The sequence below is a fragment of the Plantactinospora sp. CA-294935 genome (genome assembly GCF_050936445.1).
In the GTDB taxonomy this organism is placed as follows: domain Bacteria; phylum Actinomycetota; class Actinomycetes; order Mycobacteriales; family Micromonosporaceae; genus Plantactinospora.
On record NZ_JBNJMU010000001.1, the window covers coordinates 5132574 to 5145229 of the forward strand.

Genomic DNA, 12656 nt, shown 5'->3' on the forward strand with positions numbered 1-12656 from the left:
CGACAACCGTACGACGCCCCGGACGCCGGTCGCGAGGGAGCGATCTGCACAGCGACCCCGCGACCGGTCCCGCCGTGCACAGTGACCGCGGTGCCGGCCCGCCGTGCGCAGTGACCGCGGTTGGTCCCGCCCCGCAGAGTGACCGCGGTGCGGTCCCGCCGTGCGCAGTGACCGCGGTGCGGTCCCGCCGTGCGCAGTGACCGCGGTGCGGTCCCGCCGTGCGACAGTGACCACCGATCCGGCGGTCAACCGTCCGCCAGCTCGACCGCGCGGAGGGCGAGCCAGAGTTCGTGCCGGGCGTCCGGGGCGTGCACCAGCGAACGCCCGAGCGCCTGTTCGGCCCGGACGAGCCGCTTGCGGGTGGCCGACACGGAGATGCCGAGCCCGGCCGAGGTGGCCGAGAGGTTGGTGTCGGCGGCCAGCCAGGCCCGAACCGTCTCGAACCCGGTCGACCGGTCGGCCGCGCGCAACGGCCGGAGCCGGGCCCGGGCCCACACCGTCACGGCCGGGGCGGCGAGCAGGTGGTCCAGGGTGACCTCCCGGGCGGCCGGTACCGTTTCGGCCGGCACCGCACCGGCTCGCGGATCGTCCGGCCGGGGCGCGGCGCGCAGGCGCAGCGCCAGCCAGGCGGCGGAGCGGTCGGGAACCCGAAGGAGATCCAATCCGAGCAGTGCGTTGAGCAGTCGTAGCCGACCGGTCAGGGTGTTGCGGTGGATCTTCAGGTGCCGGCTGGCCGCGGTGTCGAAGGCCAGCCACGAGCTGAGCGTGCCGAGCAGCTCCACCGCACCCGGGTCGGCCCGGCGGGCCGGGACGTGGTCGAGGCAGGGTTGCAGCAGCCGCTGGGCCCAGGGGTACCCGTCCGGACCGGTGAGCGGCACGAGTTCGTGCTGCCGGTCGAACCGCGCGTACCCCTCGGTCGCGGCCCGGGCCACCGCCAGCGCGTGGAAGGCCTGCTCGTAGCCGGTGGCCGTGTCCGGCAGCGCGACCGGTTCGCTCATCCCGACCCGGCACTGCCGGGCCCGGGCGGTGATCAGCCGCCCGAGCCGGTCCGCCGGATCGGCCCGACCCGCGCCACGCCGGGCGGCCTCCCGGCTCGGCGCCGGGGCGTCGCCGGACGGCTCGGCCGGTACGAGTGCGATGAGGTGGTTCGAACGGACCGGGCAGGGCACGATCCAGGCCCGGCCGGCCAGCGACCGGTCGATCTCGGCGGCGACCTCGTACCGTTGCCGGCCGACGCACTCGATCACACAGACCCGCAGCGCGTCGGGCAGGTGCGGCCGCAGCGCCGAGGCGATCCGCCGGGCGGGCGGCACGTCGCCGACCATCAACAGGTGCAGTACCGCCTCCCGGCCGTGCGCGTCGGCGGCGACGATCCGCCGGCGGGCCCGCTCCGCCTCCTCGACCCGCCAGCACAGCGAGAGCGTCCGCGCGGCGTCGGCGAGCAGTTCGCCGAGCTGCCGCTCCGGGGCGGCGACGACCGCGAGGTAGCCGACCTGTTCCTCGGCCCGGGCGACCAGTGACGCGGCGGACCGGTCCGGGGCGCCGCCGTCCAGCCTCAGCAGGTGGACCCGGGACGGTCCGCCGGTGTCCACCACGGCGGCGCTCGACCCGCGCCGGGACAGGTCCGCGACGGCGGTGCCGACCGCCCGCGACATCCGGGTCCCGGGTCCGAGCCGGCCGACGGGCCCGGCGAGTACCTTTCCGTCGGCCCCGACCAGCAGGGCCGCGCCGCCGGTACGCCGCCCGAGCCAGTCCAGGATGTCGCGTACCGCGTCCCGCCCCACCGAGAGACGGGCGAGGCTCAGCAGGTCGCCATCACGGCTGGGCGTGGCCACGTCCTCTGGTTCCCGGCTCATCGGGTGCTGACTCCTCGGTACGTCCTCCCGGGTCGGCGAACTCCGGTGCGGATCCGTCGTTCCCGGCCGCGACGCCCTTGCCGAGCCGGTGGGCGGAGCAAGCGTACCGGGCTGTTTCCGGAGCCCGACCGCGCTCTCCGGCTCGCCTGTGGATCCCGCTCCGGTGCCCCCAGGACGCTGTCTCGTTCGACACTTGTACCTGACGTAACGGGAGGTCGTAGCGTTTCGGGCGTGACCGGGAGAGACGACACCGGACGTCGGTGGAGCATCGGTGAGCTGGCGCGGACCACCGGGACAACGGTGCGTGCCCTGCACCACTACGACGAGATCGGCCTGCTGCGGGCCGGCGAGCGCACCAGCTCGGGGCACCGCCGGTACACCGAGGGTGACCTGCGCCGGCTGTACCGGGTACGGGCGCTGCGCGGGCTCGGGCTGTCCCTGGAGGAGATCGCGGACGTACTCGCTGGGTCGGCGGACGACCTGGCGGCGATGCGGGATCTGCTGACGGCCCAACTGCGCGGGCTGGCGGCACAGGCCGTCCGGCTCGACCAGCTCATCGAGCGGCTGCACGGCCTGCTCGACCAGATCGACGGCGCGTCGATGCCCGGTCCGGACCAGTTCCTGACGACCCTGGAGATGATCTCTGTGTTCGAAACCTCGTTCAGCGGCGATGAGCGGGAGCAACTGGCGCAGCGGCGGGCGGCGCTCGGCCCGGCCGGAGTCGAGGCGGCCCGGGCCGAATGGGCGGAACTCGTGGTGGAGCTGCTCCGGCACGTACAGCACGGCACCCCGACCGACGACCCGGCGGTACGGGCCCTGGCCGGCCGCTGGGACGCCTTGGCGGGCCGGTTCCACCCGGCGGGGGCCGCCGGGGAGCGGACCAGAACGGCGGCCCGGCGGATGTGGGACGAGAACAGCGGGGAACTCGGCCGGAGCCTCCCGTGGCCGGCCGACCAGATGCGCGCTCTCGTCGACTACCTCGATCGGGTCCGCGCCGGCCTGGACGCCTAGGCTCCGTCGCCGGGCCGACGGCCTAGGCTGCCGGGGTGCGGATCGACCTGGTGACCATCGTGGTGGCGGAGTACGACCGGGCGATCGAGTTCTTCACCGGAGTGCTCGGCTTCGACCTGGTCGAGGACTCGCCGTCGCTGACCAACGACGGTCGCCCGAAACGGTGGGTCGTGGTCCGGCCACCCGGTGCCGAGACCGGCATCCTGCTCGCCCGCGCCGACGGCGAGCGGCAGGGTGCCGTGGTCGGCGACCAGTTGGCCGGGCGGGTCGGGTTCTTCCTCCGAGTCGACGACTTCGACGCCGCGTACGACCGGATGGTGGCCGCTGGCGTCGAGTTCGTGAGCCTGCCGAGGGCCGAGCCGTACGGTCGGGTGGCGGTGTTCCGGGACGTCGCCGGCAACCGTTGGGACCTGCTCGGCCCGGCCTGAGTCGAACCCTGCGGCGCGCGGCGGTGCCGGCCGTAACCGTGCGATCCCGGTGGCGACGAGCAGCGGCGCGGGTTCCTGCTGACGCCGGCCGGTGACCGGCATCCGCCGCTGCGGGCCTCGCGGGGCGCGGGGTCCGGAGCGGGTGCGGCAGCGGTAATGCGCTTGCCGGGGTTACCGGGCATCTGTTGTCCTGACCCTGCCCGGCGGCCAGAGCCGACCGGTAGCCGACCGAGAGAGGAGACGGCCATGCCACGAGCGCCCATGTCCAGTCAGCGAGCAGGCGTCGTCTACCCGAAGGATATGAGGCTTCATGAGTACGTCGGTCTCCACGACCAGCACAGCGGCGGGCGCCGGTAGGACGCGCCCGACCGGATTCCCGCCGGCCGCTCGGCCGGCCGGGCGTGAGGAGGGCGAGTGATGTCCCTCCTCGACGATCCCGGACTCTTCGGCCGGCTCTGGGCCGCCGGCTACGACAACGGCTCCAACCCCGATCCGGCCCCGGCGGTGGACTTCCTCGAGGGTCTCGCCGACGGCGGTCCGGTGCTGGAACTCGCGATCGGCACCGGCCGGGTCGCACTTCCGCTGGCCGCCCGCGGCCTCGCCGTCGAGGGCGTCGAGGCATCCGAGGAGATGGTGGCGCGGCTACGTGCCAAACCCGGTGGCGAGCAGTTGCCGGTCGCCATCGGTGACATGGCGGACGTGCCGGTCAGCGGACCGTTCACCCTGGTGTACCTGGTCTACAACACACTGTTCAACCTGGTCCGTGCCGGGCGGCAGGAGGAGTGCTTCCGCAACGTCGCGCGGGTGCTGGCACCGGGCGGCGCGTTCGTGATCGAGACGTACGTCCCTGATCCGGTCGACATGGAGCGCACCGAGCAGCAGGTCCAGGTGTGGGACGTGACGGAGGACTCGGCGACCATCCGGCTGCACCGGTTCGACCGGGCCGCGCAGACGTTCGTCCGGCAGACCATCAGGTTCGACGGTGCGGGCGTGCACCTCAAGCCCTTCGGCATGCGGTACGCCTGGCCCGAGCAGATCGACCAGATGGCGGCACAGGCCGGTCTCCGGCTCGCCGAGCGGTACGCCGACTGGCACCGCCGGCCGTTCGACGCCGAGAGTACGAGTCACGTCTCCGTCTACCGTCGCGGTTAGCGCAGCGTCGACCAGGGGTCCGTCGTACCCGTTCCGGTGCCGTCCGGCCCGGGCCGGTGACGGGTCCCTGGTCGGCGGCCTCGCCGGTGCTGCCTTCTCGTTCGGGCGTGGCGCCCCCGGCTTGAGCCGCCATCGCCAGTGCGTGGAGGCGGGGCCCGGAGGGTGAGGGCGACCAGTCGGCGCAGCCGCGCGTTCAGCACCTCGGGCGGGGCGTCCTCCGGTCCGGAGTGCGGCTGCCAAGGGCCAACCGAATAGAGATCGTGTCCGGGGCGATCGTCCCGCCGGAACTTCCGGTCATCTTCCGGGAGCTTCGTCGGGGCTTATGTGGTGCGCGTACAGGTCTTGTGTCGAGCGCCTTCGATGGGTATTAATAGTGGTACAGCTTATCGGCGGAGCTGATTACCGGAAGTTTTCGGCAACCTGTCTCGGTCGGCGGTGCGCCCGCCGTCGTCCCGACGGCCACCTCCGGGTGGTGGGACAGCAGCAACAACCGGCTGGCTCGTTGCCGGGCCGTCGAACCGAATCCGGCTTCCACGGCGTCGGATCCGGTCCCGGGAGCAGGCGCCACCCGCGCTGCCAGTCAACGGCGGCGGCCCACCAGCGCCGCCAGTTGGCGCCGGCGGAAACCCGGTGCGGAGGGAAGGACGCCCCCTCCGCACCGGGTCGGCGTACCGGTCGGCACCACCTGGCTCTTCCGACCGGAGCGGGAACCCCGTCCGCCGGCCCGGTGATGCTTCCGACCGCTGGAGCCCGGGGGTGTGGCAGGCCGGTTCGGCTCGCACGGGATGTCTTCCTACCGCCGCTGCCCGACCGAGGACGAGAGCGTCCGTCCGGGCCCGGCCCGGACGGACGCCCCAGTCGAACGGTACCGGTCAGCTTGCCGGACCGACCAGCTTCCATGGCTCGTGGTCCGGGTCGGCCCCGGTGCCGGGCGCGTTGCCCTGGGTCCACCACTTGGCCCGCCAGATCCTGCCGTCGTACCTGACGGTCACGTTCTCCACCGCCTGCGTCGACGGGTCGTACACCCTGGCGGCGTCCCAGGCCGGTGCCGAGCAGCCGCCGGCCGGCGGGTTCACCTTCGCGGCCCCCCGGTTGTGCTCGGTGACCGGCGCGTACGTCGTACTGCCGAGCTTCACCGTGGTGTTCACCGGTCCGGTGGCCGGGATGTAGTAGATGATCGGCACGTCCAGGCTCTTGCCGGCCGGGATGATCTGGCAGTAGTCCAGAGCCAGGCTCACCCGGTGGAAGTCACCGGCGAGTCCGGTCCGGGCGTTCGGTCCGCTGTGCCCGGCCTGGACCTTCCACCGGCCGCCCTGCTCGCCGGTCTGCCAGTCGCCATCCTTGATCAGCGCGGGTGTGGAGGTCGGCAGGTCGAACGAGATGAGGTTCTCCTTGCCGCCACCGATTGTCACCCCGGTGTTGTTGGTGATCCGGACCGTCGGCGTCAACGGCCAGAGCTTCGCCGTTTCGGTCGGGTACTGCACGAGGTCGACGGTGACGTCGATCGCCGAGCCGGGTCGCTGCGCGCTGCTGCCGGCGCTGCGGCTGTTGTCGTACGCGTCGAGGCCCTGGAGCCGCTCGTGCAGCCGGCGGGTCAGGGTGTGGCCCATCACGCACGGGTTTCTGGCGCTGGTGTCAGCCTCGTCCGGGCAGTCGTAGTCGCCGGAGAGTTCCCACATCATCACGCCGCCCGCGCCGCTGCGGTCGACGTAGTCGATGATCTGGTCGAGGCTCTGCATGTCCTGGATGGAGAGGAAGGTCCTCTTCTCCGAGTTCCACAGCCAGGCGGTTCGGGTCACCTCGTCCCAGTGCCGGTCGTAGGTGCCGGTGCGCCGGTCGTCCGGGTCGGTCTCCGGGCTCAGACCGACCGCGTTGGTGTACCGGGGCGTGACGTCGCGCTCCAGGTTCTTGGCGTGCCACATCGGGTTGACGCCCGCGCCGACCTCCGCGCCGTCGGCGGAGACGTCGTGCCAGATGTTGTCGACCCCGACCGCGCCGTCGCCACAGGGCCGGACCAGGCCGGTGCCCGGCTGGCAGTCCTCGCCGGCCGAACTGCCCCACATGCCGTTTTCGCCGCCGGTGACGTTGCGCCAGCCCCGGGTGTAGTAGGGAATCCCGAGGTTGATCCGTCCGGCCTGCATCGCGCCGCGCAGGTAGTGGAACGCCCAGTCGGTGTTGAAGTAGCCGATCTTCTGGTACTCCGGGGTCTGGTAGAGCTCGGACAGCTCCGGGTCCTTGCCGTCGTCGTAGAGGGCGGCGTTCGGGCCGACCACGTCGTTCCAGGAGCCGTGGTAGTCGTACGCCATCAGGTTGGTGTAGTCCTGGTAGCGCAGCGCCTTGTGGTTCTCCATGCCGCGCACGAGATAGCCGGAGGCCGACGAGGCGGAGGTCAGCAGGTAGTACCGGCCGTCCGCCGCCGCGGCCCGGTCGAGCCGTTCCCGCAGCGTCTTCATCAGCGCGGTGTACGCCGCCGGCAGCCCCTTGCGGCGCGGCTGTGCGGTCGCCCAGTCGTTCGGGTTGCCGGTGTCGTCCAGCACGGTCGGATACTCGAAGTCGATGTCGACGCCGTCGAAGTCGTACCGGCGGAGGAATTCGACCACCGAGTCGGCGAAGGTGTTGATCCCGGCCTGGTTGGTGGTGCCGTCGGCGTTGGTGGTCATCGGGTAGAAGCCGCGGCTCTCCGCCCAGCCACCCACCGAGACCAGCGTCTTCACCCGGGGATGCAGGTCCTTGTAGGTGCTCAGCAGGTTGAAGTGGCCCCGGTACGGCAGGCTCTCGTCCATCTCGGTGCCGGGCCCGTCCCAGGTCATCCCGGTGGCCGGGTTGCCCGGACCGTCCGCACCGACCGAGATCCGGTTTCCCTCGATCCAGGCGAAGGCGTAGTTGATGTGTGTCAACTTGGACCAGGGGATGTTGTTCACCAGATAACGCGGTTTACCGTCCGCACCGGTACGGGTGCCGTTGAAGTAGCCGATCACCCGCCGGTCGCGGTCCTGGCCGAGCCACTCCCGCCCGTCGCCCTGATAGACGTCGCAGTACGGGGCGTTGGTACCGGCGGTCGGGACCATCCCGTCCGGGCGGCACTGCGCGTGGTCACCGGGCACCGCCGGCCGGCTGCCGCCGTCGTCCCCGCCGAGGTGCGCCTCCATCGGGGCGCCGGCACCCAGGTTGGGGTACACCGACGAGCCGGTCGGATTCCTGCTGATGATCTCGTCGATCAGGCCGCCGCCGGGGAAGTCCATCACCACGATCCCGGTGCGGTCCATGGTGGACCGGCCGCCGAAGTTGTCGGCACGACCGGGAAAGAACTCCGGACAGCGGCCGTCGCCGCCGCGCAGGCACTGGATGAGGAACTCGTTGACCCCGGTCGCCGTCGGGGTACCGCCGGCCACGGTGTAGGGCCGCGCCCCGCCGCCCGAGCCGCTGGTGAGGTTCATGTAGAGGGCGTCGGGCTCGTGGTCGTGATGGGCCTGCTCGCCCCGGTTGGCGTCCCACACCCCGTTGGTCTTCCGGAGATGAGCCCGAACCTTCTCCCACTTCTCGTTGATCGCGCTGATCGTCGGGACATCCCAGTCGTTCTGGATGTAGTTCTCCGAGGACCCGCCGGCCGGGTAGAGCTGGCCGATCCCGTAGCCCTCGTAGATCCCGCCGCGCGGGCCGACGAAGCCGAGCAGGACGATCTTCCCGCGTACGGCGCTGAGGGTCGGCGTCGTCGCCTGCTCCCTACCGTCGACGGAATCCGCCCAGAACAGGTCCGCCCACGACTTGCCCTGCCTCGTTTCCTCCTCCTCGCCGGTGTAGTAGCGCCCGGTGAGGTACGAGTCGAAGACCTTCCTCCGCCATTCGGTGCTGTCGTACCCCTCCGCGTCGTAGCAGGTAGTGGTGCCGGAGCCCTCGCACTCCGCCTTCAGGTTCAGCAGAATGGTCTCGGCCGGGTTGGCATCGAGAAAAGTCTCGATCTTCGTCAGTACGTCAGTGAAGTTGGCGTGCTGGTAGTAGACGCCGTGGTGGACGGTGAAGGTCAGACCGGCGTCACCCTTGTCCACCCGGACCCGGATGTCGATCGACCGGATGCCGGCCTCCAGTTGGACGGTCAGGGTCTCCGCGCTGTACCCGTGGCGCTCCTGCGTCTGGGTGATCTCGGTCGAGATGAACTCGCAGTCGTCGCCGTTTCCGCTCGCCGAGTGGCCGCACAGCGCGAGGGTGTCGTGGGTACCGGGAATCGACAGATCGGCCAGGCTGGCATCGTCCGGTACCCGGGACATCCAGTTCCGGTTGGCTTCCGAGGCGGACTGGATGTCGTTGTAGTACTCGTTGGCGTACGCCGGAGCGGCCGGTGTCAACACGACCGCCGCGGTCGCGACGAGGGTCAGGACCAGGAACGGGACAGACAGCCTCCGAGCCGATCTACGCCTCCCCGCAGGTACCGGCGGGCCGGTTCGAGGATGTGTCTGCATGGTGCGCCTCCGTGCGTGAGCGTTCGCGCTGGCGGTTGCCGGGCGGTCGTGCTCGAAGTGTCGATGCACCGGAGGTGTAAAGACATCTGTCAGATGACGACGGTCTGTGGGGAGTACGCCGAAGCGTGACGCTCGCCATCGGGGCGAAGGACTGAACAGGTACGCCCGGCAGATCCTGCTGGCCCGGCACGATGTCACCGCCGGGAGAACTGGCTGCTCGTGGTGACGAAACTGATCAGGTTGGGGACGGTGAGGATCCGCCCCGTCGAGAGCGGCATCTCGATGAGCCCGCCGGGGGTTGACGAGGCATGGCTGCGGCCGCACCCTGCCGGTCGGCTATGGTTGACGGCATGCATTCCGGCATCGCCGCGATGAAGCCCTGGTCCTGCCGCTGACGGCGGCAGGGTCGACGCGACTGTGAGCTAGCTCTGTTCCGCCGTCCTGGCGTTCCTGCCGGGCGGCGTCTTCGTGCTGCCCGGCTCCACGACGAGCCGAAGAGCAGACTGTGAACAATCTTGACCTGAACTCATCACCGGAATCGACCACCCTGTCCGATTTCGCCTGGGGCGGCCGGCTGCCGGCCGGTGACCGGGCGCACGTCCGGGCCGACCGCGTACGGGTGGTGCGGGGCGGACGGGCCGTGCTCTCCGACGTGAGCGTGACCGTCTCGGCCCGTTCCCGCCTCGCCGTCGTCGGCGAGAACGGCCGGGGAAAGACGACGTTGCTGCACGTACTGGCCGGCATGATCGCGCCCGACCAGGGCACGGTGGACCGAATCGGCACGATCGGCGTCGCCCGGCAGTCGCTGGAGGCGCGCGGCGGGGAGACGGTGGGCAGCCTCGTCCTGGGGGCGATGCGGGAGTCCCAGCACGCCCTGCGGGCGCTCGACGACGCGGCGGGGGCGTTGGCCGAGGGGAGGGCGGGCGCCGATTCGGCGTACGCCGCTGCACTCGACGCGGCCACCCGGCTGGACGCCTGGGATGCGGAGCGTCGCGTCGACGTGGCGTTGGCCGGGCTGGACGCGTGCACCGACCGGGAGCGCCCGCTGTCGACGCTGTCGGTCGGGCAGCGCTACCGGGTACGCCTGGCCTGCCTGTTGGGGGCACGTTACGACCTGCTGCTGCTGGACGAGCCGACCAACCACCTCGACGCCGACAGCCTGGCGTTTCTCACCGCACGGCTTCGCCAGTATCCGGGCGGGGTCGTGGTCGTGACGCACGACCGTGCCCTGCTTCGGGACGTGGCCGTGGAGTTCCTGGATCTCGACCCCAGCCAGGACGGGCGACCGCTCCTGTTCGCCGGCGGCTACGCCGGCTGGCAGGAGGGGCGCCGGCGCGAGCGCGAACGCTGGGAGCGGGACTACGAGGCCCAGCAGGCCGAGCACCAGCGACTGGCCGACGCGGTGAACGAGGCGCGGCAGCGGCTCAGCACCGGCTGGCGCCCGGAGAAGGGTCATGGCAAACACCAGCGCCAGTCCCGCGCCCCTGGTGTCGTCCAGGCGCTCCGGCGCCGGCAGGAGGAGCTGGACGCGCACCAGATCACCGTGCCCGAGCCACCGCTGCGGCTGCGCTGGCCCGACCTCGCCACCCGTGCCGGCTCACCCCTGCTGCGCTGCCACGACGTCACCGTGGCCGGACGGCTGCAGCAGAGCGTCACGCTCACCCTCGACGGCGGGGACCGGCTACTGGTGACCGGCCCCAACGGGGCGGGCAAGTCGACCTTGCTCGCGGTACTGGCCAAGGCTCTCGAACCGTCGACCGGCCAGGTCCGCCACCTCGCGGGGGCCCGGGTGGCGTACCTCGGGCAGGAGGTGCCGGCCTGGCCGCCGACCGCGCTCGCCCACCAGCTGTACGACCAGCACGTCGGCCAACTCCAGTCCCGGGGACACCTCGGCGAGAAGGGTCATCTGTCGCTGACCGCGACCAACCTGCTCGACCGGGAAGCCCTCCGCACGCCTGTCGGGCGGATGTCCCAGGGCCAGCAACGCCGGCTGAACCTCGCGCTGCGGCTCGCCGAGCGACCCGACCTGTTGATCCTCGACGAACCCACCAACCACCTGTCGGCGCTCCTGGTAGACGAGCTGACCATCGCCCTGCGGGAGACTCCGGCAGCCGTCGTCGTCGCCACCCACGACCGCCAGATGCTGCACGACCTCGCCGCCTGGCCGGTGTTGCCGCTTACCGCCGGTACCACGGAACCGTCCTGGTGACTCCGGCTATCGGATGAGAGCAGGCCGGGACGCGCGCGGGGGCACGCCCCGGGGATACGGCTGGCGTGCTCCGCGTCGGCGCGTTCAATCGACCTCCAGTTGCCCTCCAGTCCGGGCTGCGAGCCTGGCCCGCACACGTACCTCGGTTATGGAGGAAGCATGATGCGGATAGGCAGGATCCGGGAGACGTCACCGGTAACCGGAGAGGCGGTGCCGACCACCGCTGCGCCCCGGCCGGGGCCGGCGGCCGAGCAGGACACCCGGGTCGATACGGCCCGCCCGGTCGACCGGGCCGGACGGGGCCCGGTGAAGTCGGGCCGGGGCCGGCGGAGGAGCGGGACGCTGGCGCTGACTCTGGTGCTGGCGCTGGCCGGGACGCTCGGGTACGCCGTGCCGGCCTACGCCGGTGTCTCGGGAGACGATGGTGCCCCGAGCCTGCCGGCCCGGCCGGCCGTGGCCGCACCCGGCGTATCCGGGCTGGCGCCGGCCGATGCCATCCGACCCGCTGGTCGGCGTCTCGCGGCGTCCGTACCGAGCGGCACCGGGATCACCCTGGGAGAGCCGAAGGCCGGCCCGGCCCCGCGCATGGTCGCCGGCGCCCAGGAGGATCCTCCGACCTGCGTGCCGTACATCAGCCGGCAGGTGACCCCCAACGGCACTGCCCTGGCCCGGGTCGACTACCTGGCGGAGATCGTTTGCAACTTCTACCTCGCGGGTGCGGGCCAGGCGTACCTGATCGAGCGGACGGGCGGTGCCAGGTACGACGGTGCCGTCGTCGCCGCTGCCGCTCCCTTCGCCTTCTCCTCTTCCTACTACGGCTACAGCATCGGCGCGGTGCTGATCGACGGCCGCATCTACGACGGCGGTCGACAGCTTGAGATCGGCTTCGACCTGGCACTACAGACGTTGGACGGGACACCGTGGGGCGGATGCTTCGCCCTGCCTGCCGGGCAACGCTATCTGTCTCCGTGCTACGGCCTGGGCACCTCCACACTGTCGGTCTCGCTGGGGTCGGGAGTGTTCAGCACGGGTCTGCCGGCATACAACCCGGCAGCCTTCATCCGGGACATCCCGGCGATCGACCTGCTCACCTTCCACGTGGGCGGGCAGTCCGATCCGGCATCGACAGCCCGGCAGAACATCGTGGACACGGCGGCCGGGTTGCCCGCCAGTACCAGCGACTTCAGCCATGTCGGCCGGACCAGCGTGAACCTTGACCTGGACATGTTGCGGGGGGTGCTCAGCCTGCACCTCCTGGACGGCTTCAACTTCCGGGTGACCGCGATCGCGGGTAGCAGGCACGGCGCCAACTCCCGGCACTACCTCGGCAAGGCGTTCGACGTCGACACGATCAACGGCACCCGGGTCACCACCGCCAACCCGTTCAACCAGGCGTTCAAGGACGCGTGCCGCGCCTATGGCGCGACCGAGGTGCTGGGCCCGGGCGACGACGCGGACCACGCCACGCACATCCACTGCGCCTGGCCCCGCTGACGGCGGCGACCAGGCCGACACCCGCCCACGGGCGGACCGGTGCGGAGGA

General features: G+C 71.5%; 7 protein-coding genes. 5 read left to right on the forward strand and 2 right to left on the reverse strand.

Annotated elements, in window-relative coordinates:
* Positions 1 to 245 precede the first annotated feature (245 nt).
* Positions 246 to 1856 carry a helix-turn-helix domain-containing protein gene (locus tag ACQEVC_RS23020; protein WP_432880928.1) on the reverse strand — a complete coding sequence of 537 codons (1611 nt, stop codon included), beginning with the start codon at positions 1854 to 1856 and terminating at the stop codon, positions 246 to 248.
* A 231-nt stretch (positions 1857 to 2087) separates the two neighbouring features.
* On the opposite strand from ACQEVC_RS23020, the gene ACQEVC_RS23025 reads away from it, so the two are divergent.
* The 3 genes from ACQEVC_RS23025 to ACQEVC_RS23035 all read left to right on the forward strand — a co-directional run bounded on the left by ACQEVC_RS23025 (position 2088) and on the right by ACQEVC_RS23035 (position 4447).
* Positions 2088 to 2867 carry a MerR family transcriptional regulator gene (locus tag ACQEVC_RS23025; protein WP_432880930.1) on the forward strand — a complete coding sequence of 260 codons (780 nt, stop codon included), beginning with the start codon at positions 2088 to 2090 and terminating at the stop codon, positions 2865 to 2867.
* 35 nt (positions 2868 to 2902) lie between these two features.
* Positions 2903 to 3295 (forward strand): VOC family protein, encoded by a 393-nt coding sequence (locus tag ACQEVC_RS23030; RefSeq protein ID WP_432880933.1) that lies wholly within the window; start codon positions 2903 to 2905, stop codon positions 3293 to 3295.
* A gap of 417 nt (positions 3296 to 3712) precedes the next feature.
* Positions 3713 to 4447: a class I SAM-dependent methyltransferase gene (locus tag ACQEVC_RS23035; protein WP_432880936.1), complete on the forward strand. Its 735-nt coding sequence runs from the start codon at positions 3713 to 3715 to the stop codon at positions 4445 to 4447.
* A gap of 872 nt (positions 4448 to 5319) precedes the next feature.
* Here the strand turns inward: ACQEVC_RS23035 and ACQEVC_RS23040 are convergent.
* On the reverse strand, positions 5320 to 8793 hold the full coding sequence (locus ACQEVC_RS23040; protein ID WP_432880939.1) for a phosphatidylinositol-specific phospholipase C domain-containing protein: 3474 nt from the start codon (positions 8791 to 8793) through the stop codon (positions 5320 to 5322).
* A gap of 616 nt (positions 8794 to 9409) precedes the next feature.
* Between ACQEVC_RS23040 and ACQEVC_RS23045 the strand changes: the two genes are divergently transcribed.
* Both ACQEVC_RS23045 and ACQEVC_RS23050 read left to right on the forward strand, forming a co-directional pair.
* Complete coding sequence (locus ACQEVC_RS23045) at positions 9410 to 11113, forward strand: ABC-F family ATP-binding cassette domain-containing protein (RefSeq protein ID WP_432880941.1); 1704 nt, start codon at positions 9410 to 9412, stop codon at positions 11111 to 11113.
* A 159-nt stretch (positions 11114 to 11272) separates the two neighbouring features.
* Positions 11273 to 12607 carry a hypothetical protein gene (locus tag ACQEVC_RS23050; protein WP_432880943.1) on the forward strand — a complete coding sequence of 445 codons (1335 nt, stop codon included), beginning with the start codon at positions 11273 to 11275 and terminating at the stop codon, positions 12605 to 12607.
* Positions 12608 to 12656: the final 49 nt, after the last annotated feature.